This is a genomic window from Halomonas mongoliensis (assembly GCF_052496345.1).
Window position 1 is genome coordinate 791,172 of record NZ_CP199288.1, and the last position, 24,166, is coordinate 815,337.

At 69.3% G+C, this 24,166-nt stretch carries 18 protein-coding genes; 5 read left to right on the plus strand and 13 right to left on the minus strand.

Annotated features, from left to right (window positions below; translation table 11 throughout):
• Positions 1 to 21 precede the first annotated feature (21 nt).
• Together ptsP and ACRYRV_RS03650 are read right to left on the minus strand one after the other, a co-directional pair.
• Positions 22 to 2,280: a phosphoenolpyruvate--protein phosphotransferase gene (gene ptsP, locus ACRYRV_RS03645; RefSeq protein ID WP_444985936.1), complete on the minus strand. Its 2,259-nt coding sequence runs from the start codon at positions 2,278 to 2,280 to the stop codon at positions 22 to 24.
• 95 nt (positions 2,281 to 2,375) lie between these two features.
• Entirely contained in the window at positions 2,376 to 2,867 is a 492-nt protein-coding gene (locus ACRYRV_RS03650; RefSeq protein ID WP_444985935.1) for an RNA pyrophosphohydrolase, read from the minus strand.
• 177 nt (positions 2,868 to 3,044) lie between these two features.
• Between ACRYRV_RS03650 and ACRYRV_RS03655 the strand changes: the two genes are divergently transcribed.
• Positions 3,045 to 3,701 (plus strand): HAD family hydrolase, encoded by a 657-nt coding sequence (locus ACRYRV_RS03655; RefSeq protein WP_444985934.1) that lies wholly within the window; start codon positions 3,045 to 3,047, stop codon positions 3,699 to 3,701.
• Between the two features lie 200 nt (positions 3,702 to 3,901).
• Here the strand turns inward: ACRYRV_RS03655 and ACRYRV_RS03660 are convergent, their stop codons facing one another.
• Positions 3,902 to 4,879, minus strand: coding sequence for a malate dehydrogenase (locus ACRYRV_RS03660; protein WP_444985933.1), 978 nt, complete (start codon positions 4,877 to 4,879; stop codon positions 3,902 to 3,904).
• Positions 4,880 to 5,060: 181 nt separating this feature from the next.
• Between ACRYRV_RS03660 and ACRYRV_RS03665 the strand changes: the two genes are divergently transcribed.
• Both ACRYRV_RS03665 and ACRYRV_RS03670 read left to right on the plus strand, forming a co-directional pair.
• A complete protein-coding gene (locus tag ACRYRV_RS03665) occupies positions 5,061 to 6,155 on the plus strand; it encodes an efflux RND transporter periplasmic adaptor subunit (RefSeq protein WP_444985932.1) in 1,095 nt (364 codons plus the stop codon).
• A 1-nt stretch (position 6,156) separates the two neighbouring features.
• Positions 6,157 to 9,228, plus strand: a complete 3,072-nt coding sequence (locus ACRYRV_RS03670; protein WP_444985931.1) for an efflux RND transporter permease subunit — start codon at positions 6,157 to 6,159, stop codon at positions 9,226 to 9,228.
• Here the strand turns inward: ACRYRV_RS03670 and rsd are convergent.
• The 4 genes from rsd to ACRYRV_RS03690 form a co-directional block, all read right to left on the minus strand.
• Positions 9,217 to 9,723, minus strand: coding sequence for a sigma D regulator (rsd, locus tag ACRYRV_RS03675; protein WP_444985930.1), 507 nt, complete (start codon positions 9,721 to 9,723; stop codon positions 9,217 to 9,219). The genes ACRYRV_RS03670 and rsd overlap by 12 nt on opposite strands.
• 131 nt (positions 9,724 to 9,854) lie before the next feature.
• The gene (locus ACRYRV_RS03680; RefSeq protein WP_444985929.1) at positions 9,855 to 10,373 is read right to left on the minus strand and encodes a disulfide bond formation protein B; all 519 of its coding nucleotides are present in this window, start codon (positions 10,371 to 10,373) and stop codon (positions 9,855 to 9,857) included.
• Entirely contained in the window at positions 10,370 to 11,992 is a 1,623-nt protein-coding gene (gene gshA / locus ACRYRV_RS03685; protein WP_444985928.1) for a glutamate--cysteine ligase, read from the minus strand. The genes ACRYRV_RS03680 and gshA overlap by 4 nt, the downstream gene beginning before the upstream one ends.
• Positions 11,993 to 12,114: 122 nt before the next feature.
• Positions 12,115 to 14,475 carry a Tex family protein gene (locus tag ACRYRV_RS03690; RefSeq protein ID WP_444985927.1) on the minus strand — a complete coding sequence of 787 codons (2,361 nt, stop codon included), beginning with the start codon at positions 14,473 to 14,475 and terminating at the stop codon, positions 12,115 to 12,117.
• Between the two features lie 215 nt (positions 14,476 to 14,690).
• Between ACRYRV_RS03690 and ACRYRV_RS03695 the strand changes: the two genes are divergently transcribed.
• Positions 14,691 to 16,400 carry an AMP-binding protein gene (locus ACRYRV_RS03695; protein WP_444985926.1) on the plus strand — a complete coding sequence of 570 codons (1,710 nt, stop codon included), beginning with the start codon at positions 14,691 to 14,693 and terminating at the stop codon, positions 16,398 to 16,400.
• 219 nt (positions 16,401 to 16,619) lie between these two features.
• Here the strand turns inward: ACRYRV_RS03695 and ACRYRV_RS03700 are convergent, their stop codons facing one another.
• The 4 genes from ACRYRV_RS03700 to yrfG form a co-directional block, all read right to left on the minus strand.
• Entirely contained in the window at positions 16,620 to 18,173 is a 1,554-nt protein-coding gene (locus tag ACRYRV_RS03700) for a phosphoenolpyruvate carboxykinase (RefSeq protein ID WP_444985925.1), read from the minus strand.
• A gap of 259 nt (positions 18,174 to 18,432) precedes the next feature.
• Positions 18,433 to 19,308, minus strand: coding sequence for an Hsp33 family molecular chaperone HslO (gene hslO / locus ACRYRV_RS03705; RefSeq protein WP_253450117.1), 876 nt, complete (start codon positions 19,306 to 19,308; stop codon positions 18,433 to 18,435).
• Positions 19,309 to 19,339: 31 nt separating this feature from the next.
• Positions 19,340 to 19,729, minus strand: a complete 390-nt coding sequence (gene hslR / locus ACRYRV_RS03710) for a ribosome-associated heat shock protein Hsp15 (protein ID WP_299311178.1) — start codon at positions 19,727 to 19,729, stop codon at positions 19,340 to 19,342.
• On the minus strand, positions 19,722 to 20,453 hold the full coding sequence (yrfG, locus tag ACRYRV_RS03715; RefSeq protein ID WP_444985924.1) for a GMP/IMP nucleotidase: 732 nt from the start codon (positions 20,451 to 20,453) through the stop codon (positions 19,722 to 19,724). Before yrfG ends, hslR begins: the two co-directional genes overlap by 8 nt.
• 73 nt (positions 20,454 to 20,526) lie before the next feature.
• Between yrfG and nudE the strand changes: the two genes are divergently transcribed.
• Positions 20,527 to 21,126 carry an ADP compounds hydrolase NudE gene (gene nudE / locus ACRYRV_RS03720; RefSeq protein ID WP_253450111.1) on the plus strand — a complete coding sequence of 200 codons (600 nt, stop codon included), beginning with the start codon at positions 20,527 to 20,529 and terminating at the stop codon, positions 21,124 to 21,126.
• A 3-nt stretch (positions 21,127 to 21,129) separates the two neighbouring features.
• Here nudE and ACRYRV_RS03725 read toward each other — a convergent pair whose 3' ends face one another.
• Both ACRYRV_RS03725 and ilvD read right to left on the minus strand, forming a co-directional pair.
• Complete coding sequence (locus ACRYRV_RS03725; RefSeq protein ID WP_444985923.1) at positions 21,130 to 22,224, minus strand: oxidoreductase; 1,095 nt, start codon at positions 22,222 to 22,224, stop codon at positions 21,130 to 21,132.
• Between the two features lie 68 nt (positions 22,225 to 22,292).
• Positions 22,293 to 24,137 (minus strand): dihydroxy-acid dehydratase, encoded by a 1,845-nt coding sequence (gene ilvD, locus ACRYRV_RS03730; RefSeq protein ID WP_444985922.1) that lies wholly within the window; start codon positions 24,135 to 24,137, stop codon positions 22,293 to 22,295.
• Positions 24,138 to 24,166: the final 29 nt, after the last annotated feature.

The following is a 24,166-nucleotide window of genomic DNA, read 5'->3' on the forward strand; positions in this document are numbered from 1 at the left end:
CGGGCTCCTACACTGTCGCCGTCAATCCCGCGGCGGCAGCAGGTGGGCCAGGTCCCAGCCGTCCAGGCGGTTGCCCAGATGACGGCGAACCTCGCCGGGGGTATCGAGACGCAGGGTCTCCTCCACCAGCTCCCGGGCGCTCTGCAGCGGCACGCGGCGAATGGCGGCGCGCACCTTGGGCAGGCTGGGGGCGTTCATGGAGAGGGCGTCGAAGCCCATGCCCATCAGCAGCAGGGCACCGGCCGGGTCGCCTGCCAGCTCGCCACACACCGAGATCGGCATCTTGAGCCGTCGCGACTCTCGCGCCAGGGTCGCCATGGCGGAGAGCACCGCCGGATGGCAGGCGTCGTAGAGGTCGGCGACCCGGGGGTTGTTGCGATCCACCGCCAGCAGGTACTGGGTCAGGTCGTTGCTGCCCACCGAGAAGAAGTCGGCGCGCCGGGCTAGGGCATCCAGCTGGTAGAGGGTCGCCGGCACCTCGATCATCACCCCGACCCGCGGACGCGAGACCCTCACCCCCTCCTCGTCGAGCTCGACGATGGCGCGATCGAGCAGCTTGAGGGCGTCGTCGACCTCGTCGACGTTGGTGATCATGGGCAGCAGCACCTGGAGATTGCCCATGCCCTGGGAGGCGCGCAGCATGGCGCGCAGCTGCACCATCAGCACCTCGGGGTGGTCGAGGGTCACGCGGATACCCCGCCAGCCGAGGAAGGGGTTGGCCTCCTCGATGGGGAAGTAGGGCAGGTCCTTGTCGCCGCCGATATCCAGGGTGCGCATTACCACCGGCAGCGGCGCGAAGCTCTCGAGCTGGTCCCGGTAGAGCCGGGTCTGCTCCTGCTCCCCGGGGAAGCGCTCGGTGACCATGAAGGGCACCTCGGTGCGGTAGAGCCCCACTCCGCTGACACGATTCTTGAGGGAAGCCACGGCATCCACGGCAAGGCCGGTGTTGACCATCAGCGGCATGTCGTGGCCGTCCGGGGTGCGGCTGGGCAGGTCCTGCTCGTGCTCGAGCACCTCGGCCAGGGCCCGCTCCTCGTCGATCATGGCCTGGTAGTGGGTGAGCCGCTCCTCGCCGGGGCGCACGAAGAGCCGCCCGCGGTGGCCATCCAGGATCACCCGGGCGCCGGAGAGCCGCGGCAGCGGCAGGTCGACCATGCCGAGCACCGTGGGAATGCCCATGGCGCGGGCGAGAATCGCAACGTGGGAGGTACTGGAGCCGCGCACCGAGACCAGGCCGGCCAGCTTCTCCCGGGGCACCTCGCCGAGCAGCGCCACGCTGATCTCGTCGCCGACCAGGATGGTGCTCTCGGGGAAGACCTCCGGGGTCTGGGGGGTCTCCTCCTGCAGGTGCGCCAGCACGCGGCGCCCCAGGTCACGCACGTCGGCGGAGCGCTCGCGCAGGTAGTCGTCGTCGACCCGCTCCAGGTACTGGACGTGGCGCTTGACCACGTCGGCCAGGGCGCCGGGCGCCCACTGCCCCTCGCGGATGCGCTTCTCCACCTCCTGGGAGAGCGCCGCCTCGCTGAGCATCTGCTGGTAGACCTCGAAGAGCGCCAGCTCCTGGGCCGAGACCCGGTTGGCCAGGCGCTCGGCGGCGGCACGCAGCTCCTCGCGCACGCGGCCGATCGCCTCCTTGAGGCGGGTGATCTCGTAGTCGACGTCGGTGGGAATCAGGTCGGGGACGCTATCCAGGTCGGCGGGCGGGGCGATCACCACCGCCTCGCCGATGGCCATGCCCGGGGAGGCGGCCACCCCCTTGAACTGCACCTGCCCCTGCAGGCTCGGGCGGGTCAGGTTGCCGGTGGCCAGCGCATGGGCCAGCACGCCGGCAAGCTGAGCCGCCATGGTAACCAGGAAGGCCTCGTCCTCCTCGCCGTAGCGGCGCTTCTCGGCCTGCTGCACCACCAGCACGCCGAGCATGCGGCGCTGATGGATGATGGGCACGCCAAGGAAACTGGAGTAGCGCTCCTCGCCGGTCGCTTCGAAGTAGCGGAACTGCGGATGCGCCTGGGCATCTTCGAGGTTGAGGGGCTCCTCACGGCTGGCCACCAGGCCCACCAGCCCCTCGCCCACCGGCAGCGCCACGCGGCCCACCGCCTGGGTGCGCAGGCCGATGGTCTCCATCAGCACCAGCCGCTCGATCTCCTCGTCGTAGAGGTAGAAGGAGCAGACGTCGGTCTCCATGGCCTTGCGGATGCGCCGCACCATGGTGGCAAGCGCCGCGTCCAGGCTGCGGGCCCCGGTAACTTCCTGTGTGATGCGGCGCAGGACCTCGAGCATGGGCGTGCCGTCTTCCATTCTGGTGAATTATTATCGTGACTGCCTGGCCGGCGCGAGGTTCCTCGCCGCCGGCCCTGGTGCTCGGCCCCGGTCGTTCAGCCGTGCCCCAGGGCCAGCCGCTGGGCCTGGGGCGAGAGCTCCCTGAGCGCACGCCGGTAGACCTCACGCTTGAAGGGTACCACCTGACCCAGGGGGTACCAGTAGCTGACCCAGCGCCAGCCGTCGAACTCCGGCTTGGGGGTGCCATCCATGCAGATCTGGCTCTCCTGGCAGCGTATGCGCAGCAGGAACCACTTCTGCTTCTGGCCGATACAGACCGGCCTCGAGTTGGTACGAATCATGCGTCGCGGCAGGCGGTAGCGTAGCCAACCCCGGGTGCAGGCAAGAATCTCGACGTCGTCGGCGGTCAGGCCGATCTCCTCGAACAGTTCGCGAAAAAGTGCCTGTTTCGGTGTCTCGTTCGCCTTGATGCCTCCCTGGGGAAACTGCCACGCATTCTGCCCTACACGACGCGCCCAGAGCAGCTGCCCCTGCTCGTTGGCGATGATGATGCCAACGTTGGGGCGAAAGCCGTCAGCGTCGATCACGGACTTCACCTTGTAGAAACCAGTATTGGCGACATTCTTCCACAAGCCGATGAAGCGCATCAATACGCCTTGCGGCCAAGCCGCCGGCCCGGGTCGCAGCCGGCGTCGGCTTCTGCGATAATCGCCGGCTTTCGACCCGACGTGCACATCTCATTTTTCTAACCCATGGGAGTCATCGTGAGCCTGGCCATCTTCGACCTGGACAACACGCTGCTGTCGACCGACAGCGATCACGCCTGGGGGGAGTTCCTGCTCGAGCAGGGCGCCGTGGACCCGGTGGCCTACCGCGAGGCCAATGACCAGCATATGGCCGCCTACGAGGCCGGCACCCTGGATATCCTCGCCTACCTCGCCATCGCCCTGAAGCCGCTGGCCGAGAACAGCCCCGAGCAGCTGGCCGCCTGGCACCAGCAGTTCATGGCCAGCAAGATCGAGCCGCATATCCTGCCCAGGGGCGAGGAGCTGGTGGCCCGCCACCGCAGCCGCGGCGATACCCTGCTGATCATCACCGCCACCAACCGCTTCATCACCGGCCCCATCGCCGAGCGGCTGGGCATCGACGACCTGATCGCCGTGGAGCCCGAGGTGGTGGACGGCCGCTACACCGGCCGGGTGAAGGGCATCCCGAGCTTCCAGGAGGGCAAGGTGCAGCGCCTGGAGGAGTGGCTGGCCGACAAGGAGCTGACCCTGGACGACGCCTGGTTCTACAGCGACTCCCACAACGACCTGCCGCTGCTGGAGAAGGTCGACCACCCGGTGGCGGTGGACCCCGACCCCACCCTGCGCGAGGTGGCCGAGGCCCGTGGCTGGCGGATCATCAGCCTGCGAGATTGACACTCCCCGCCCGCCGCGCCCCGTAGGAGCCCGATTTATCGGCGATGGATGATGTAAAAACCCCGCTCAGGCATGACCTGGCGGGGTTTTTCGTATCTGGCCGCCGCTACGCGGCGATTCGCTCGATAAATCGAGCTCCTACAGGTGAAGGTGCCACCTGTAGGAGCGCAGATTCTGCGCGATGGAGGCCGAAGGCCCGATCAGCCCAGCAGATGCTCGACGGCGGCGCGCTCTTCGCGCAGCTCGTCTTCGGTGGCCTTCATCTTGCCACGGCTGAACTCGTCGACTTCCAGACCCTGCACGATCTCGTACTTGCCGCCTTCGCAGGTGACCGGGTAGGAGTAGATGATGCCTGGCTCGACGCCGTAGCTGCCGTCGGAGGGGATCGCCATGCTGACGATCTGGCCGTTGGTGCCCAGCGCCCAGTCGCGCATGTGATCGATGGCGGAAGAGGCCGCAGAGGCCGCGGAGGAGGCGCCGCGGGCCTTGATGATGGCGGCACCGCGCTGCTGCAAGTCCGGAATGAAGGTGTTCTCGTACCAGTCACGCTCGACCAGCTCGGCGGCGGGCTTGCCGTCGACCTTGCAGTGGGCGATGTCGGGGTACTGGGTGGCGCTGTGGTTGCCCCAGATGATCATGCTCTCGACGTCGGTGACGTGCTTGCCGGTCTTCTGGGCCAGCTGGGTCAGGGCGCGGTTGTGGTCCAGGCGAGTCATGGCGGTGAACTGCTTGGGATCCAGGTCCGGCGCGTTGCAGGAGGCGATCAGGGCGTTGGTGTTGGCCGGGTTGCCCACCACCAGCACCTTGACGTCGCGGCTGGCGTTGTCGTTCAGGGCCTTGCCCTGCACGGAGAAGATGGCCGCGTTGGCTTCCAGCAGGTCCTTGCGCTCCATGCCCGGGCCGCGCGGACGCGCGCCGACCAGCAGGGCGAAGTCGGCGTCCTTGAAGGCGACGTTGGCATCGTCGGTGGCGACGATGTCCTGCACCAGCGGGAAGGCACAGTCGTTCAGCTCCATCACCACACCCTTGAGGGCTTCCATGGCCGGGGTGATCTCGAGCAGCTGCAGGATGACCGGCTGGTCCTTGCCCAGCATGTCGCCGGAGGCGATGCGGAAGGCGAGGGAGTAGCTGATCTGGCCGGCAGCGCCGGTGATGGCAATACGGACGGGCTGTTTCATGGATGCTCCTTGGTTGTCAACGCACGGGGTGTCGCCGTGAGGACGGACCCGCCGGGCGAACCGCCGGGCCTGAAATCAAACCGGCAAGATGGTATGCCTGACCGGGGCAAAACTCAATGCGACGTAGGACGAGGGCCGGATGCTATGCTGGCGTCTCATGCCCGCTGATGGATCACACCGCATGCCCCGTCGACGCCTCCCTCCCCTGCCCCCGCTGCTCGCCATCGCCATTACCCTGACCCTGGCCGCCTGGCTGGCCCTGGGCGATCTGCAGCGTTTTCAGGAGGCGCCCCCCGAGAGCGAACCCGCCGCCGAGCCTGAGCCCGCCAGGGTGGAGGTGAGCGAGCGCCAGGCCGAGCCCCACCGCCCGCGACTGGTGCTCCAGGGCCACCTCACCGCCGACCGGGAGCTGACCCTGCGCGCCCGCCAGGCGGGCCGCGTGGAGGCGCTGCCGGTGGCGGAGGGGGAACGCATCGAGGCGGGCACGGTGCTGCTGGCCCTGGCCCGGGACGAGCTGCCGGCCAGGCTCGAGCAGGCCGAGGCGGAGCTGACCCTGGCCCGAGCCGAGCTCGCCGGCGCCGACGACCTGCGCCGCCGGGAGCTGCTCTCCAACACCGACTACCTGCGCCTGCAGAGCGGCGCCGCCAGGGCGGCCGCCGAGGTGGCGAGCCTGCGCCGCCAGCTCGACGACACCCGCCCCACCGCCCCCTTCGAAGGCGTGCTCGACCACCTGGACGTGGAGCTCGGCGAGCTGCTCCAGGCCGGCGAGACCTTCGGCCGGCTGGTGGATGACCGCCATCTGGTGGCCAGGGCCTGGGCGCCCCAGCGCGACGCCCACGCGCTCGAGGCCGGCCTGCCCGCGGAGCTGCGCCTGCTGGACGGCTCGCGGCTCGAGGGAGAGGTCAGCCTGGTGGGCCGCCGCGCCGAGGATCAGACCCGCAGCTTCCCGGTGGAGGCAAGGGTCGCCAACCCCGAGGGGCGGCGCCTCGCCGGCGCCAGCGCCACCCTGGTGATCACCCTGCCGGAGCGGGAGGTGCAGCGGCTCTCCCCCGCCCTGCTGGAGCTGGACGACGACGGCCGCCTGGCGGTAAAGCACCTGGACGACGAGGACCGGGTGGTGCTCACGGCGGTCACCCTGGTGGACAGCACCCCCCAGGAGGCGCGGGTCGCGGGGCTGCCCGAGCGGGTGCGCCTGATCACCCTGGGCGGCGGCCTGGTGGCCCCGGGGGAGCGGGTCACCCCCGTCGCCGCGACCAGCGCCGAGGGGTCCCCCTGAGATGCGCACCCTGATCGCGGCCGCCCTGGATCGCTCCCGCACCACCCTGCTGCTGCTGGCCGCCCTGCTGCTGGCCGGCGCCGCCGCCTGGCAGGCGATCCCCAAGGAGGCCAACCCCGACGTTACCATCCCCATCATCTATGTCTCGCTCTCCCTGGAGGGAGTCAGCCCCGAGGATGGCGAGCGGCTGCTGGTGCGCCCCATGGAGCAGGAGCTGCGCAGCATCGAGGGGGTGCGCAAGCTGACCTCCCAGGCAAGCGAAGGCCACGCCGCCGTGACCCTGGAGTTCGACGCCGGCTTCGATCCGGACCAGGCCCTCAGCGACGTGCGCGAGAAGGTCGATATCGCCCGGGCCGAGCTGCCCCAGGAGGCCGACGAGCCGCGGGTGATGGAGGTCAACGTGGGGCTCTTCCCGGTGCTGACCGTCGGCCTCTCCGGCCCCCTGGAGGAGCGCCAGCGGCTGGCCGTGGCCCGCCGGCTCAAGGAGGAGATCGAGGGCATCGGCGAGGTGCTGGAGGTGGATATCGGCGGCGACCGCGAGGAGCTCCTCGAGATCGTCGTCGACCCCCTGGTGCTGGACAGCTACGGGGTCGACTTCGACCGACTCTTCGACCTGGTCACCCGCAACAACCGCCTGGTGGCGGCGGGCAGCCTGGACACCGGCGCCGGGCGCCTGGCGCTCAAGGTACCCGGGGTGATCGAGCGCCTGGAGGATGTAATGGCCATGCCGGTGAAGGTGGACGGCGACCGCGTCGTCACCTTCGGCGACGTGGCCTGGATTCGTCCCGGCTTCAAGGACCCGGAGGGCTTCGCCCGCATCGACGGCCAGCCGGCCCTGGTGTTGGAGATCTCCAAGCGCGCCGGGGCCAATATCATCGCCACCATCGAGCAGGTCCAGGGGCTGCTCGAGGAGGCCCGAGGGCTGTTCCCCGAGGGGCTGGAGGTGACCACCATCACCGACCAGTCCCAGATGGTGGAGGAGATGCTCGACGAGCTGCTCAACAACGTGCTCACCGCCGTGGTGATGGTGCTGGTGGTGATACTCGCCGCCATGGGGGTGCGCAGCGCCCTGATGGTGGGGCTGACCATCCCCGGGGCCTTTCTCACCGGCATCCTGCTGATCTGGAGCCTGGGCTACACCCTCAATATCGTAGTGCTCTTCGCGCTGATTCTCGTCGCCGGCATGCTGGTGGACGGCGCCATCGTGGTCTCGGAGCTGGCCGACCGCCACCTCCGCGAAGGGCAGGAGCCGCGGGAGGCCTGGGTCAACGCCGCCGCGCGCATGAGCTGGCCGGTGATCGCCTCCACCGCCACCACCCTGGCGGTGTTCGTGCCGCTGCTGTTCTGGCCCGGGGTGGTAGGCGAATTCATGAAGTACCTGCCGGCCACGGTGATCCTCTGCCTGCTGGCGTCGCTGGCCATGGCGCTGGTCTTCCTGCCCACCCTGGGCGGCGTCTTCGGGGTGCGCGCCTCGCGCCGCGAGGTCGACCAGAACCACATCACCGCCGGCGGGCGGCTCTATCGCGCCCTGCTCGCCCGGCTGCTGGCCTGGCCCGGGCTGACCCTGCTCTTCGCCCTGCTGCTGCTGGCGCTGATCTACACCGCCTACGCCCGCTTCAACCACGGAGTGGAGTTCTTCCCCGCCGTGGAGCCGGACAGCGCCCAGGTGCTGGTGCGGGCCCGGGGGGACTTCTCCGCCGCCGAGAAGGATGCCGTGGTGCGGCGGGTGGAGGCGCGCCTGGCCGGCATGAGCGAGGTGGAGGCGCTCTATGCGCGCTCCTTCGCGGTGCCCAACCAGCAGCTCGGCAGCGACGTGATCGGCGTGCTGCAGTTCCAGCTGATCGACTGGCACCGGCGCCGCCCGGTGGCCGAGATCTTCACCGAGATGCGCGAGCGAGCCGCCGACCTGCCCGGCCTGGCCCTGGAGTTCCGGGAGCAGGAGATGGGCCCCGGCGAAGGCAAGCCCATCGTGCTGGAGATCAGCGCCCATGACCCCGCCGCCGCCGATGACGTCGTGGAGGCGCTGCGCGCACGGATGGGAGAGCTGGGCGGCTTTCGCGATATCGAAGATGACCGCAGCCTGCCCGGGGTGGAGTGGCGGGTGATGGTGGACCGCGAGGCGGCGGCGCGCTTCGGCGCCGACGTGGCGTCCGTGGGCAGCGCCGTGCAGCTGCTGACCACCGGCCTGCAGGTGGCGAGCTACCGCCCCGCCGAGGTGAGCGACGAGGTGGATATCCGGGTGCGCCTGCCCGAAGGGTACCGCTCCCTGGAGCAGCTGGGCCGGCTGACCCTCAATACGCCCCGGGGCCAGGTGCCGATCGCCCACTTCGTGGAGCTGCTACCGGCGCCCAAGGTGGGCACCCTGCACCGCATCGACGGGCGCCGCGCGGTGACCCTGGAGGCCGACGTGGCGGAGGGCTACCGGGCCGACGAGCGGCTGCACGCCCTGCTGGAGACGGCGGGGGCGCCGCCGGAGGGGGTGATGGTCAAGGTAGCCGGCGAACAGCAGGACCAGCAGGAGGCGAGCCGCTTTCTGACCACCGCCTTCCTGGTCGCCGTGGCGCTGATGGCGCTGATACTCGTGACCCAGTTCAACAGCCTCTACCAGGCGGGGCTGGTGCTCTCGGCCATCGTGCTCTCCACCGCCGGCGTGCTGCTGGGTCTGCTGGTCAACGGCCAGCCCTTCGGCATCGTCATGGTGGGGATGGGGGTCATCGCCCTGGCGGGCATCGTGGTGAACAACAATATCGTGCTGATCGACACCTACAACCAGCTGCGCCGGGAGGGGCTCTCCCCCGATGAGGCGGCCCTGGAGGCGGGCGGCCTGCGCCTGCGCCCGGTGCTGCTGACGGCCATCACCACGGTGCTGGGCCTTGCGCCCATGGTGCTCGGGGTGAACGTCAACCTCTTCGCGCCGAGCCTGGGGCTGGGCGCCCCCTCGGCCCAGTGGTGGACCCAGCTCTCCAGCGCCATCGCCGGCGGATTGACCTTCGCCACCGGCCTGACGCTGCTGCTTACGCCCTGCCTGCTGGTGCTGGGGGGACTCTTCGAGCGCCGCGGTTCAGACACCTGAGCGGGCGGCGGCCTCTTGCCGGGCGGCATCGGGGGCGTGGGCGGCGTGGACGCGACCGATCAGCTGGTCCTCGAGGGAGAAGCGCTCGGTGAGGCCGTGGGCCAGGCGCTCGAGCCAGGTGGGCAGGCGGCCGAGATTCTGGCGCACCCGGCCGGGGCTCTCGTATTCGGCATCGAAGGAGAGCACCAGCTCCGTGGACATCTCCAGCCGCGCCAGCAGGCGGTCGGCGAGCTCCAGGGCGGCCTCGTCCTCGAAGGCCTTGGCCTCCTCGCGCAGCTGGGGGTAGATCTCGAAGTGGCCGGCGCTGATGTAGTCCATCAAAAGCTCGCTGAAGCGGTCGATCTGCGCCTTGCTCACCGCCTCGAGCTCGGCGTCGCAGGCCTCCTTGAGCTCCACGAAGTGAACCAGCAGCTCGCGGCGCTCGTCGAGCCAGCGGTCGATCAGCTTGTGCACGCCGCCCCAGCGCTCCAGGGCGCTCTTGCAATCTTCCAGCATGGGGGCCTCCCTTGCTTTTCAGAGCTCGCGATCCAGAGCTCGTTATCCAGGGCCAGGCGCTCAGGACGCCCCGGCCGGGAGACCAGACTCGCCCCTGGCGCCGACGGTGTCAATCCCCGGGGGAGGAGCCTTCAGCCCCGCTCGCGAAAGGCCGAGAGCAGGATGCCCAGCGGCGCGAGTGCCAGCACCACAAAGCCGATCAGGGTCCAGCCCGGCAGGGAGATGCCTAGGAACAGGAAATCGATCTCGGCGCACTCGCCGGAGCCGGAGAGCACCATGGCCACCACGTCACGCCAGGGCAGCAGCTCCATCATGTAGTCGAGCCCCGGGCCGCAGCTCGGCACCTCCTCCGGGGGCAGCGACTGCAGCCAGAGGTGTCGGCCTGCCACCCCGATGCCGCCGGCCACCGCGGCCAGGCCCAGAACCCCGTAGAGGCCCGCCCCGACTCGCCCTTCGGGGTTGTGGATCGCCGCCACCGCGAAGACCGCGGCGGCCGAAAGCACCGCCACCCGCTGGAAGATGCAGAGCGGGCAGGGCTCGAGGCCGGCGATATGCTCGAGCCCCAGGGCCACGGCCATCATCAGCACGCAGAAGGCGAGGCCTGCAAGGCTCCAGTGGCGCACTCTGAGGCGAGAGAGATGCGTCCTCATGGCGCCCGCTCCGCCGCGGCGAGGCCGGCGAGACGCGACTCCCGGGCGCGCTCGAAGTAGTCGGCCAGGAAGTCGTCGAAGGAGCAGCCGTCGCCGGCCTCGATCTCCGCCTGCTGGCGCTGCGAGGTCGCCACCAGCTCGTGGAAGAGCGCCTCCCGGGCCGGGTCCATGGGCTCGGCGCGCAGCCGCTCCGCCTGCTCCCGAGCGATGGCCAGCATGACGTCGCTGAACTCCTCGCCGCTCTCCTCGAGCCGGGCCAGCAGCTGACCGGAGGGGGTCAGGGCGGGATCCGCCAGGCGCGGGGCCATGGCGGCCACGGCGTCGGCGTGGGGCGCGCCCTCCTCCAGGCGGTCGAGGAGCTCGGCCACCCGGCCCATCTCGGCCAGGATCTCGCCGCCCCAGTCCGCTACGCTGCGCCCGCGGTTGCCGTCGCAGAGCCTGAGCTCGGGGTCCCGGCCGCGCTCCACCACCCGGCGACGGTTGTCGTCGAGGCTCTCGCACTCAGCGTCGGGGATCCAGGGGCTCTCGCTGAGCAGGCACCACATCACGAAGGCGTCCACAAAGCGGATCTGGGTCTCGTCCACGCCGAAGGGGAGCAGCGGGTTGAGGTCAAGGCAGCGCACCTCGATGTACTCCACTCCCCGGGCCTCCAGGGCCTGGCTCGGCGTCTCGTCGTGGCGGGCGACCCGCTTGGGGCGAATATCGCTGTAGTACTCGTTCTCGATCTGCAGGATATTGGCGTTGAGCTGGCGCCACTCGCCGCCTTCCTGCACGCCCTTCGCCTGGTAGGCGGGCCAGGGGGTGGAGATGGCGTGACGCAGCGTATTCACATAGTTGGAGAGGGAGTTGAAGCAGATCTTGAGCTGCTCCTGCACCTTGTTCTGGTAGCCCAGGTCCGACATGCGCAGGCTGGTAGCGTAGCGGGAGACCAGGGTCTCCTCGCCGTGGGGCTCGAGCTTGTCGGGCACCCGGCCATCCGGCAGGAAGCTACGATCCAGGGCTGGGGAGGCGCCGAAGAGATAGAGCAGCAGCCAGCTGTGGCGGCGGAAGTTGCGGATCAGGCCGAAGTAGCGCGCCGAGCGGTAGTCGTTCATCGGCGTCGCTTCGGCGCCGTCGATCTGGCGCAGCAGCGCCCAGAGATCGTCGGGCAGCGAGACGTTGTAGTGCACCCCGGCGATGGCCTGCATGATCCGCCCGTAGCGCACGTCCAGGCCCTGGCGGTAGACCCGCTTCATGGTGCCCACGTTGGAGGGGCCGTAGTCGGCGATGGGGATGCTGTCGTTACCGGCAAGCCTTGAGGGCATGCTGGCCGGCCAGATCAGCTCGTCGCCCAGATAGCGGTAGGTGAAGCGGTGCAGGTCGCCGAGAAACGCCATGGCATCGGCGGGCCGGCAGTAGACCGGCGTGATGTACTCCAGCAGCGCCTCGGAGTAGTCGGTGGTGATATGCGGGTGGGTCAGCTTGGAGCCCAGCGCCGCCGGGTGTGGGGTCTGGGCGATGCGCCCCGCGCCGTCGACGCGCAGCCCCTCCTTCTCGAGGCCGCGGCGCAGGCGGCTGAACTGCCCCTGACGGGCGGCGCCTTCGAGGCGCGTGATGAGGGTGGCGAGTGAGTCGGACAAGGTAACACCCCTTGTGGTGGAAGACGCCGCCGGCGCCTCGCTCGGTGATAGGGGCGCCCGAGGCGCCCGTAAAAGAAGCAGATTATGGTGCCCGAGAGCACTTATTCAAAGGTCGAAGAGCATCAGCGCCCCTTCTTGGCCTTGAGCAGAGCCGCGCCCAGCGCGCCCATGGGCGCTTCCTGGCCGCCTGCGCCACGCTGACCACTGCCCTGGCCGCCACCCTTGCGGGGGGGCTTGCCACCCCGGGCCTGGCGCTCGCCGCCGCGGCGGGGCGCCTCGCCCTCCTCCCCCGGCTGGTCGTCCAGACGCATGGAGAGGCCGATGCGCGCCCGGGGAATATCGACGCTCATCACCTTGACCTTGACGATATCGCCGGCCTTGACCACGCTGCGCGGGTCCTCGACGAAGGTGTGGGAGAGCGCCGAGATATGCACCAGGCCATCCTGGTGGACGCCGATATCCACGAAGGCGCCGAAGTGGGTGACGTTGGTGACGCTGCCCTCCAGCACCATGCCGGGCTCGAGATCCTTGAGGGTCTCGACCCCCTCGCGGAACTCGGCGGCCTTGAACTCCGGGCGCGGGTCGCGGCCCGGCTTGTCCAGCTCCTTGAGAATATCGGTGACGGTGGGCACCCCGAAGCGCTCGTCGGCGAAATCGGCGGGCCTGAGCGCCTTCAGGGTGGCGCTGTCGTCGATCAGGCTGGCCAGCGGACGCCCGCTCCTCTCGGCGATACGCTCCACCAGGGGGTAGGCCTCGGGGTGGACGGCGCTGGCGTCCAGGGGGTTGGCGCCGTTCATGATGCGCAGGAAGCCGGCGCACTGCTCGAAGGTCTTGGGGCCTAGCCGGCTCACCTCCAGCAGCTCCTTGCGGCTGGCGAAGGGCCCCTGGGCGTTGCGCCGCGCGACGACCGCCTCGGCCAGCGCCGGGGAGAGCCCGGCCACCCGAGAGAGCAGGGCGCTCGAGGCGGTGTTGAGATCCACCCCCACGGCGTTCACGCAGTCCTCGATCACCGCCTCCAGGCTTCTCGAGAGCTGCACCTGGGAGACGTCGTGCTGGTACTGGCCCACGCCGATGGACTTGGGCTCGATCTTGACCAGCTCGGCCAGCGGGTCCTGCAGGCGCCGGGCGATGGAGACGGCGCCGCGGATGGTGACGTCGAGGTCCGGCAGCTCCCGGGAGGCGTATTCGGAGGCGGAGTAGACCGAGGCCCCCGCCTCGCTGACCATCACCTTGGCGAGCTGACGTTTACCCGCAAAGGCCTTGACCAGGTCGCCGGCCAGGCGGTCGGTCTCGCGGCTGGCGGTGCCGTTGCCCACGGCGATCAGCGCCACGTCGTGCGCCTCGACGAGGCGGGCGAGCTCGGCCAGCGAGGCGTCCCAGGCGTTGCGGGGCGCATGGGGGTAGATGGTGGCGTGGGCCAGGAACTGGCCGGTGGCATCTACCACCGCCACCTTGCAGCCGGTGCGCAGGCCCGGGTCGATGGCGAGCGTCGCCTTCTGCCCCGCCGGGGCGGCCAGCAGCAGGTCCTTGAGGTTGGCGGCGAACACCTCGATGGCGGCGAGCTCCGCGGACTCGCGCAGGCGGCCCAGCAGCTCGGTCTCCAGGTGGGTGTAGAGCTTGACCCGCCAGGTCCAGCGCACCACGTCGCGCAGCCACTTGTCCGCCGCGCGGCCCTCGTCGCGGATCGAAAAGTGGCGGGCGATGGCCACCTGGGCCGGATGGAGCGGTGCCTCGTCCTCGCCGGGCAGCTTGATGGCCAGGGTCAGCACCCCTTCGTTGCGGCCGCGGAACATGGCGAGCGCCCGGTGCGACGGCGTCCTGGCGAGCTTCTCGTCGTGCTCGAAGTAGTCGGAGAACTTGGCGCCCTCCCCCTCCTTGCCGGGAATCACCCGGGCGCTGAGCTCGCCCTCCTGCCAGAGCCGCTCGCGCAGGCTGCCCACCAGCTCGGCGTCCTCGGCGAAGCGCTCCATCAGGATCTGGCGGGCGCCGTCCAGGGCCGCCTTGGCGTCCTCCACCGCGGGGATGTCACCTTCCGCGGGACGAAGATAGCGGGCCGCCTCGGTTTCCGGGTCCAGGGTCGGGTCGGCCAGCAGGGCGTCGGCCAGGGGCTCGAGGCCCGCCTCCCGGGCGATCTGGGCCTTGGTGCGGCGCTTCTTCTTGTAGGGCAGGTAGAGGTCTTCCAGGCGCTGCTTGGTGTCGGCAGCCCGGATCAGCCCCTCGAGCTCGGCGGTGAGCTTGCCCTGCTCCTCGATGGCGGCGAGCACCGCGGCGCGGCGCTCCTCCAGCTCGCGCAGGTAGCCCAGGCGCTCGTGGAGCGCTCGCAGCTGGGTGTCATCGAGGCCGCCGGTCACCTCCTTGCGGTAGCGGGCGATGAAGGGCACGGTGGCCCCGCCGTCGAGCAGCTCCACCGTGGCCGTGACCTGCTCCGGACGTACGGAAAGCTCCTCGGCGAGGCGCGAGATGATGCGGTTGGTGGCGTCCATGTAACCCCTTCACTGATGCTCGAAAAACGATCGCGACAAGGTATCACAAACGCCGGGGCGAGCCACGCGCGGCGGCCCCCGCAGAGGGGCCTCAGGCGGCAGGCAACTTTAGTCCAAGCGCTTGCTCGGGTCTTGGACAGGCGAGTCTGAATCTGGCTAGAGTTTCACCCTCATCACCTTTCGCACCGCCAACCAACAACAAGAAGGGATGGAACATGCCAACACCGTCGAGCTCACCGGCGCTGGAGCGCTTCCTCGCCGCCCGGGACTTCCTGCAGGCCAACCGCGAAGACTACGACACCGCCTACCGCGACTTCCGCTGGCCCACCTTTACCGAGTTCAACTGGGCGCTGGACTACTTCGACGTCATGGCCCAGGACAACGACGCCCCGGCGCTGTGGATCGTCGAGGAGGATGGCCGGGAGGCGAAGCTCAGCTTCGCCGAGATGTCCCGGCGCTCCAACCAGGCCGCCAACTGGCTGCGCTCCCTGGGCGTGGCCCGCGGCGACCGGGTGCTGCTGATGCTGGGCAACGAGGTGCCCCTGTGGGAGGTGATGCTCGCCGCCATCAAGCTGGGCGCGGTGATCATTCCCGCCACCACCCTGCTGACCCCCGAAGACCTCGAGGACCGCATCAGCCGCGGCCAGGTCAAGCACCTGGTGATCGGCCATGAGCACCTGGAGAAGTTTGCCGGCCGCGAAGACGCCCTGACGCGCATCGCCGTGGGCGGCGCCGCCGAGGGGTGGCACGACTTCGCCGACTCCCACGGCGAAAGCGACGCCTTCACTCCGGACGGGCCGACCCCCGCCGACGACCCCATGCTGCTCTACTTCACCTCGGGCACCACCTCCCGCCCCAAGCTGGTCACCCATACCCACCAGTCCTACCCGGTGGGCCACCTCTCCACCCTCTACTGGATCGGCCTGCAGAAGGGGGATCGCCACCTCAATATCAGCTCGCCGGGCTGGGCCAAGCACGCCTGGAGCTGCTTCTTCGCCCCCTGGAACGCCGGCGCCTGCGTCTTCCTCTACAACTATGCGCGCTTCGACGCCGCCGCCCTGCTGAAGGTGCTGACGGACTACGCGATCACCACCCTCTGCGCGCCGCCCACGGTGTGGCGACTGCTGATCCAGCAGGATCTCGCCGCCCACCGGGTCGCCCTGCGTGAGGCGGTGGCCGCCGGCGAGCCCCTCAACCCCGAGGTGATCGAGCAGGTGCGCCGGGCCTGGGGCCTCACTATCCGGGACGGCTTCGGCCAGACCGAGACCACCGCCCAGATCGGCAACTCCCCGGGCCAGCCCCTCAAAGCGGGCTCCATGGGACGTCCCCTGCCCGGCTACCGGGTGGTGATGCTTAACGCCGAGGACCAGCCGGCAAGCGAAGGGGAAGTGGCCCTGGCCCTGGGCGAGGCGCGACCGGCCGGCCTGATGGTGGGCTATGCCAACGACCCGGAGCGCACCGCGGCGGCCATGCAGGGGGGCTACTACCGCACCGGCGACGTGGCCAGCGTGGATGAGCAGGGCTATATCACCTACGTGGGCCGGGCCGACGATGTCTTCAAGGCCTCCGACTACCGCATCAGCCCCTTCGAGCTGGAGAGCGTGCTGATCGAGCATCCTGCGGTGGGCGAGGCGGCCATCGTGCCGAGCCCCGATCCGGTGCGCACCTCGGTGCCCAAGGCCTATGTCATCCCCGCCGCCGGCCATGAGCCCAGCGCCGAGCTCGCCCGGGACATCCTCGCCTTTGCCCGGGAGCGGCTGGCCCCTTACAAGCGCATCCGCCGCCTGGAGTTCGCCGACCTGCCCAAGACCATCTCGGGCAAGATCCGCCGGGTGGAGCTGCGCCAGGCCGAGGCGCAGAAGGCCAGCGACGAGCGCGGGGCGCTGGAGTTTCGGGAGGAGGACTTCCCCGACCTGAAGGGGTGAGCCCCCAATCGCCGGAAATGATTGCGGACCACCCACCTCGTAGGAGCCCGATTTATCGGTGGTCCGACACGTCGGCGATGTCGTGAGCCCGATCGCCGGATGAATCCGGCTCCTACATGGAGGTTTCAGGCCACCCGGCATACGAAAGAACCCGGCACCTTGAGGGTACCGGGTTCTTTCATGCGAGCCGAGGGCCCCGCAGGGGCCCGGGCGGCGCGATCAGGTCAGGCTGGGGCCCGCCTTGACGATCGCTTCATTGACGCCGTCGAACTTCTTGAAGTTGTCGACGAACTGCTCGGCCAGGTCCTGGCGCTTGCGGTCGTAGGCGTCCTTGTCTTCCCAGGTCTCGCGCGGGTCGAGCAGGCTGGAGTCCACGCCCGGCACGGCCACCGGCACTTCCAGGTTGAGGCCGTCGATGCGCTTGGTCTCGACTTCGCGCAGCACGCCGGTCTGGATGGCGCTGATGATGGCGCGGGTGGTCGGGATGGAGAAGCGCGAGCCGCCTTCACCGTAGGAACCGCCGGTCCAGCCGGTGTTGACCAGGTAGACCTGGGCGTCCTTCTCGGCCACGCGCTTGATCAGCAGGTCCGCGTACTCGCGGGCCGGGCGCGGGAAGAAGGGAGCGCCGAAGCAGGTGGAGAAGGTGGAGGAGAGACCCTCGGCGGAGCCCATCTCGGTGGAGCCCACCTTGGCGGTATAGCCGGAGAGGAAGTGGTAGGCCGCGGCCTCCTTGGAGAGCACGGAGACCGGGGGCAGCACGCCGCTCATGTCGCAGGTCAGGAAGACGATGGCGTTGGGCTCACCGGCGCGGTTCTCGGGGACGCGCTTCTCGACGTGCTCCAGCGGGTAGGCGGCACGGGAGTTCTGGGTCAGGCTGTCGTCGGCGTAATCCGGCTCGCGACGGTCGTCGAGGACCACGTTCTCGAGAACGGTGCCGAACTTGATGGCGTTCCAGATGACCGGCTCGTTCTTCTCGGAGAGGTCGATGCACTTGGCGTAGCAGCCGCCCTCGATGTTGAAGACGGTGCCCGGGCCCCAGGCGTGCTCGTCGTCACCGATGAGGTAGCGGGCCTGGTCGGCGGAGAGAGTGGTCTTGCCGGTGCCGGAGAGGCCGAAGAAGAGGCAGGTCTCGCCATCCTCGCCCACGTTGGCGGAGCAGTGCATGGGCAGCACGTCGGCGGCGGGCAGCAGGAAGTTCTGGACGGAGAACATCGCCTTCTTCATCTCGCCGGCGTAACGCATGCCGGCGATCAGCACCTTGCGCTCGGCGAAGTTGATGATCACGGTGCCGTCGGAGTTGGTGCCATCGCGGGCCGGGTCGCACTGGAAGCCGGCGGCGTTGATGATGGTCCACTCATCCTTGGCGGAGGGGTTGTAGGCCTCCGGGCGAACGAACATGGTGCGGCCGAACAGGTTCTGCCAGGCGGTCTCGGTCTGCACGCGCACCGGCAGGTAGTAGGTCGGGTCGCTGCCCACGTGGAGCTCCGACACATAGTGCTCACGACCCAGCAGGTAATCCTCGACGCGGTCCCAGAGGGCGCTGAACTTCTCGGCGTCGAAGGGGCGGTTCACGCTGCCCCAGTCGATCTGGCCGCTGGTGGACGGCTCATCGACGATGAAGCGGTCCTTGGGAGAACGGCCGGTACGCTCACCGGTGTTCACCACCAGGGCCCCGTTGGCAGCCAGGCGGCCCTCGCCGGTGGCCACCGCACGCTCGATGAGCTCGGCGCTGCTGAGGTTGACGTGGGCTTTGGGAGCTTGGGTTGTGGTCATGTCGGTTCCTGGGCCTTGCGGCCGATTCTCTCTCGTGTGCCGGGCGCCGTTAGCGACGCAGCGGATGCCTGCCATCGATCGCCGCTGCGGGTATCCCGTCTTCTGGCGAGGCGATCGAGCCGAAAAAAGCGGCGCCATTATGTCAAAAAGCGCCGCCGCGGGGAACGCCGTTTTTAGGCGAAAATCATGTAGTTTTTCTACAACATGAAGACCGTTCACTACACGTTGATGGTGCGGCGCAGCAAATCAAGCGTCTGTTTCAGTGCAGGACCGGGGGCGGGGTATCGTCACCGGCCAGCAGCGCCTCCACATCGGCCTCTGTGAAGTGGTAGCAGGTGTGGCAGAAGTGGCACTGGGTATCGATGCTGCCGTGCTCGGCCAGCACCTGGCGCAGTTCGGCCTCCCCCAGGGTGACCAGGGAGCCGGCGATGCGCTCCCGGGAGCAGGTGCAGCCGAAGCGCAGCGCCTTGGGGTCGAAGATCCGTACCGTCTCCTCGTGGTAGAGGCGGTGCAGCAGCGCCTCGGGCCCGAGCGCCAGCAGCTCCTCCTCCTTGACCGTCTCGGCCAGGACCACGGTGCGATCCCAGGCGTCGTGGTCCTGGTTCTGGGACTCGTCGGGCATGCGCTGCAGCAGCAGGCCGCCGGCACGCACCCCGTCAGCGGCCAGCCACAGCCGGGTCGGCAGCTGCTCGGACTGCACGAAGTAGGCGGCCAGGCAGCCGGCCAGGGTGTCGTGGTCTAGGGCCACGATGCCCTGGTAGCGGTGCCCCTCCCGGGGGTCCAGGGTGATCATGATCCGCCCCTCGCCGAGCAGCTCGAGGAAACCCGCATCGTCGGCCGGCATGGGGGCGTCCTCGGCCAGGCGGGCGATGGCGCGCAGCTCGCCGCCGGGATTGGACTCGGCCATCAGCAGCGACAGGGCGCCGCTGCCGCGCACCTCGATGCTCAGGGTGCCGTCGAGCTTGACCGTATCGGTGAGCAGCGCCACCGCGGCGAGCAGCTCGCCCAGCAGGCGATTGACCACCGGCGGATAGTCATGGCGGTCGAGCACCTCGGCATAGGCCCGCTCGAGGGTCACGAGCTCGCCGCGCACGTTGGTGTTGTCGAAGAGAAAACGCTGGATCTGATCGCTCATCATCACTCTCTGTTGGTCGTCGGCAGGCAGGCTAGTCGTCGGACTGCCGACGCTGGAAACGCTGGATATCCCGTCGCTGCTTCTTGTCGGGGCGCTTGAGGGGGTGCTGCATGGCCTGATTGGTGAGGCGCCTCGCCTCGGCCTCGCGCTCGCGGCGCGCCGCGCTCTCCTCGGTTTCCCGGTAGAGGGCACGGGCCTCGGGGGCGCCGCGGCGCTGATCGGAGAGCGCCACCACCTCCACCTCGAGGATGTCCCACCCCTGGGGCACGCGAATCAGTGCCCCAAGCTCGACGGTCTTGCTGGTCTTGGCCCGGGCGCCGTTGTAGTGCACCTTGCCGCCCTCGATGGCCTTCTTGGCCAGGCCCCGGGTCTTGAAGAAGCGCGCCGCCCAGAGCCACTTGTCGAGCCTGACGCTATCCATGACCACCTCCCTGGCCATGACCACTTCCCTGGGTGCCCTTGTTCGGCGCCCCGGGCCCCTGCCCCGGCGGCAGGTTGCCGGGCAGGATGGCCGCGAAGCGATCCAGGGCCACGAACTCCTCGAGCTCCCGCTCGGGGCGGGTGCTGTCGGGCTGCTTGATCCCCAGCAGATGGCGGATGCCGAACTCCCGAGCGCTGGCGAGCACCCGAGGGTTGTCATCGATGAAGAGGGTCCGGGCCGGGTCGAAGGGCTCCACCGCCTGGAGGGCGGGCCAGAACGCCTGGACCTCCTTGGGCACGCCGAGATCCGCCGAGGAGACGATGGCGTCCAGGTACTCCTCGAGGCCGGTCAGCGGCAGCTTGAGCTCGAGGCTCTCCCGGTCGGCGTTGGTGGCCAGCACCACCCGCGGGTGGGCCTGCCGGAGCCACTTGAGGAAGTCGAGGGCGTCGCTGCGCAAGCCGATCAGGTGCTGCACCTCGCGCTTGAGGGCGACGATATCCAGGTCGAGCTCCCGGCTCCAGTAGGCCAGGCTGTACCAGTTGAGGGTGCCCTGCTCGTGGAGCACCTTGGAACGCACCACCTCCTGGGTGGCCTCGTCGAGCTGGTGCAGCTCCACATAGCGCCGGGGCAGGTGCTCCAGCCAGAAGTGGCTGTCGAAGTGCAGATCCAGCAGGGTGCCGTCCATGTCGAGCAGGACGGTATCGATGGCGCGCCAGTCGATCATCGGGATTCCCGGGTGGTGGCTTGCAGGGGGTGGTATTGTAGCAGGCGCCCTCACCCCCAGAAACGGAGCGACCATGTCTACCCCCCCGAGGCCCGATTCGCACTGGCCGCAGAAGCCCGAGGTCCTGGCCCGCCAGTCGGTGGCCAGAAGCCGCCTGTTTCACGTCGAGTCCCTGGACCTGCGCTTCTCCAACGGCGAAGAGCGCACCTTCGAACGGCTGACCGGCAGCGACAGCGGCGCGGTGATGATCGTCGCCATGCCCGACCCTGAGCATGTGCTGCTGATCCGAGAATATGCGGCGGGCTTCGAGGACTATGTGCTGACCCTGCCCAAGGGGCTGGTGGATCCCGGCGAGGATATCGTCACCGCCGCCAACCGCGAGCTGATGGAGGAGTGCGGCTTCGGCGCCCACAGCATCGAACCGCTGGTGGAGCTGTCGCTGGCCCCCAACTACATGCGCCACCGCATGCAGGTGCTGCTGGCCACCGACCTCTACCCCAGGCGCCTGCCCGGCGACGAGCCCGAACCGCTGATCGTCGAGACCCACGGGCTCTTCGAACTGCCCGCCCTGCTCGCCCGGGAGGACTTCCACGAGGCCCGGGCCATCGCCGCGCTCTTTATCGCCCGGGACAAGCTGCTCGCCCAGCGCGACAGCGGCACCGGCTTCTGGTAGGTCTCAACGCCTCCGGGCATGCAGGCGCTGGCGCAGGCCGTTGCCCTCCCGGAGGCGCAGCCAGCGCCCCTGGCGATAGCTGTCGAGGCCGGCCTCCAGCAGCGTCATCACCTCCATCGCCTCGTCGAGGCTGACCGGCGGCGGCGACCGGTGCAGCAAGGTCTCCACGATGCCCGCATGGTAGCGGGACCAGTCGCCCGGCAGGCTGGGGTGCTCCCGCACCACCGGCGCCTCCCCCTCCTGCTCCAGTCGGGTCAGCTGCCCCGGGGGCGCTCGATGGCTCGCCGCATCCGCCCCCACGACGGCCTCTCCGGCCCGCAGCCGCTGCTCCTGGGGGTCAATCCCGAAGGCCAGATAGCTGCCGCCGCTGCCGTGCACCCGGAAACGGGGCGTGGGCTCGGCTACCAGTGAGCTTGCCTGGAGGGTAACGCGCAGGCCGTCATACTCCAGCAGGCAGAGAAAGTCGTCGTCCACCTCGGCACCGTCCCGCACCGTGGCCAGCTCCAGCAGAATCGCCTTGGGCATACCGAACAGCAGGCGCACCTGGTCGAGCAGATGCGGACCCAGGTCGAACCAGATACCGCCGCCCGGCTTGTGCTGCTCCCGCCAGCGGTCGGTCACCCCGGGCCGGAAGCGGTCCAGGCGCGACTCCAGCGCCACCACGCGCCCCAGTGTGCCGCCTTCGAGCAGCGCCTGCAGGGTGAGAAAATCGCTGTCCCAGCGCCGGTTATGGAAGACGCTGAGCAGCCGCTCGGCGCCCTCGGCCTGGGCCCTGAGCATCCGCGCCTCCGAGAGCGACACCGTGAAGGGCTTCTCCACCACCACATGCTTGCCGGCGGCCAGCGCCGCCTTGGCCAGGGGATAGTGAGTGTCGTTGGGAGTGGCGATCACCACCAGGTCGATATCGGACCGGGCAAGCAGCTGCGTGGCCCTGGGCAGCGCTTCGACGTCGGGCAGATCGGCCTGCACCCGTTCGGGCTGGCCGCTGGCCACGGCGAGCAGCTCCATGCCCGGCGTCGCCTGAATCAGCGGTGCGTGCAGGCCACGGCCAGCGGTGCCGTAGCCGATCAGGCCCACGCCAAGGGTCTGAATTCGCATAAGCGCCTCGCGGTGCTGGAAGGGGAAAAGCGGCGAACCCCGGCACCGGGCCGGGGTTCGCAGGGGACTCAGTCGAGCTTGGAGAGGTCGCGCACCGCGCCCTTGTCGGCGGAGGTGGCGAGCATGGCGTAGGCCTTGAGCGCCGGCGTCACCTTGCGCGGCCGCGGCGCGGCGGGCTTCCAGGCGTCTGCGCCTTTCGCCTCCATGGCCGCGCGGCGCTCGGCGAGCGTCTCGTCGCTGAGCTTGACGTTGATGGTGCGGTTGGGGATATCGATCTGGATGATGTCCCCCTGCTCCACCAGGCCGATGGCGCCGCCGGCGGCCGCCTCGGGGGAGACGTGGCCGATGGAGAGCCCGGAGGTGCCACCGGAGAAGCGCCCGTCGGTGAGCAGCGCACACGCCTTGCCGAGCCCCTTGGACTTCAGGTAGGAGGTCGGGTAGAGCATCTCCTGCATGCCCGGCCCGCCCTTGGGCCCTTCGTAGCGGATGACGACGACGTCGCCCTCCTTCACCTTGCCCTCGAGGATGTCGGCCACCGCCTGGTCCTGGGACTCCACCACGTGGGCGGTACCCTCGAAGACCAGGATGGAGTCGTCGACGCCGGCGGTCTTCACCACGCAGCCGTCCAGGGCGATATTGCCCTTGAGCACGGCCAGGCCTCCCTCCCGGGAGAAGGCATGCTCCAGGTCGCGGATGCAGCCGGTGGCGCGATCGCCGTCGAGGCTCGGCCAGCGAGCCGCCTGGGAGAAGGCCACCTGGGTGGGCACGCCGCCGGGGCCCGCCTTGTAGAACTCCATCACCTCGGGGCTGGGGTTGCGCATGATGTCCCACTCATCCAGAGCGGCCTTCAGGGAGTCGCCGTAGACGGTGGGCACCCGGGTATCCAGCACCCCGGCGCGATCGAGCTCGCCGAGAATCGCCATGATGCCGCCGGCGCGATGCACGTCCTCGATGTGGTACTTCTGGGTATTCGGGGCCACCTTGCAGAGCTGCGGCACCTCCCGCGACAGACGGTCGATATCCTCCATGGTGAAGTCGACCTCGGCCTCCTGGGCGGCGGCCAGCAGGTGCAGGATGGTGTTGGTGGAACCGCCCATGGCGATATCCAGGGTCATGGCGTTCTTGAAGGCCGCCTTGGAGCCGATGGCCCGGGGCAGCAGATGCGCCTCGTCGCCCTCGTAGACGCGCTTGGCCAGCTCGACGATGCGATGGCCGGCATTCTCGAAGAGACGGCGGCGATCGGCATGGGTGGCCACCACGGTTCCGTTGCCCGGCAGCGCCAGGCCCAGGGCTTCCATCAGGCAGTTCATGGAGTTGGCGGTGAACATGCCGGAGCAGCTGCCGCAGGTGGGGCAGGCGCTGCGCTCCACCTCGGCCAGGGTCTCGTCGTCGACGCTGTCGTCGGCGGCCATCACCATGGCGTCCACCAGGTCGAGGCCGTGGTCGAGCAGCTTGGTCTTGCCCGCCTCCATGGGCCCGCCGGAGACGAAGATCACCGGAATGTTCAGGCGCATGGCGGCGTTGAGCATGCCGGGGGTGATCTTGTCGCAGTTGGAGATGCAGACCAGGGCGTCGGCGCAGTGGGCGTTGACCATGTATTCGACGCTGTCGGCGATCAGGTCGCGGCTCGGCAGCGAATAGAGCATGCCGTCGTGGCCCATGGCGATGCCGTCATCCACGGCGATGGTGTTGAACTCCTTGGCCACCCCGCCGGCCTTCTCGATCTCGCGGGCCACCAGCTGCCCCATGTCCTTCAGGTGCACGTGGCCGGGCACGAACTGGGTGAAGGAGTTGGCCACGGCGATGATCGGCTTGTGGAAGTCGTCATCCTTCATGCCGGTGGCGCGCCACAGGGCGCGGGCGCCGGCCATGTTGCGGCCGGCGGTGGTGGTGCGGGAACGGTACTCGGGCATGGTGTCCTCTTCTCTTTGCGGCCGCCCTG

Coding starts and splice junctions, on each gene's coding strand:
- hslO (WP_253450117.1), bottom strand. CDS start 19,308: ATGAGCGATCAGATCCAGCGTTTTCTCTTCGACAACACCAACGTGCGC.
- ACRYRV_RS03670 (WP_444985931.1), top strand. CDS start 6,157: ATGCGCACCCTGATCGCGGCCGCCCTGGATCGCTCCCGCACCACCCTG.
- ACRYRV_RS03695 (WP_444985926.1), top strand. CDS start 14,691: ATGCCAACACCGTCGAGCTCACCGGCGCTGGAGCGCTTCCTCGCCGCC.
- ACRYRV_RS03690 (WP_444985927.1), bottom strand. CDS start 14,475: ATGGACGCCACCAACCGCATCATCTCGCGCCTCGCCGAGGAGCTTTCC.
- ptsP (WP_444985936.1), bottom strand. CDS start 2,280: ATGCTCGAGGTCCTGCGCCGCATCACACAGGAAGTTACCGGGGCCCGC.
- ACRYRV_RS03725 (WP_444985923.1), bottom strand. CDS start 22,224: ATGCGAATTCAGACCCTTGGCGTGGGCCTGATCGGCTACGGCACCGCT.
- rsd (WP_444985930.1), bottom strand. CDS start 9,723: ATGCTGGAAGATTGCAAGAGCGCCCTGGAGCGCTGGGGCGGCGTGCAC.
- ACRYRV_RS03700 (WP_444985925.1), bottom strand. CDS start 18,173: ATGACCACAACCCAAGCTCCCAAAGCCCACGTCAACCTCAGCAGCGCC.
- ilvD (WP_444985922.1), bottom strand. CDS start 24,137: ATGCCCGAGTACCGTTCCCGCACCACCACCGCCGGCCGCAACATGGCC.
- ACRYRV_RS03660 (WP_444985933.1), bottom strand. CDS start 4,879: ATGAAACAGCCCGTCCGTATTGCCATCACCGGCGCTGCCGGCCAGATC.
- nudE (WP_253450111.1), top strand. CDS start 20,527: ATGTCTACCCCCCCGAGGCCCGATTCGCACTGGCCGCAGAAGCCCGAG.
- ACRYRV_RS03665 (WP_444985932.1), top strand. CDS start 5,061: ATGCCCCGTCGACGCCTCCCTCCCCTGCCCCCGCTGCTCGCCATCGCC.
- yrfG (WP_444985924.1), bottom strand. CDS start 20,453: ATGATCGACTGGCGCGCCATCGATACCGTCCTGCTCGACATGGACGGC.
- ACRYRV_RS03680 (WP_444985929.1), bottom strand. CDS start 10,373: ATGAGGACGCATCTCTCTCGCCTCAGAGTGCGCCACTGGAGCCTTGCA.
- hslR (WP_299311178.1), bottom strand. CDS start 19,729: ATGGATAGCGTCAGGCTCGACAAGTGGCTCTGGGCGGCGCGCTTCTTC.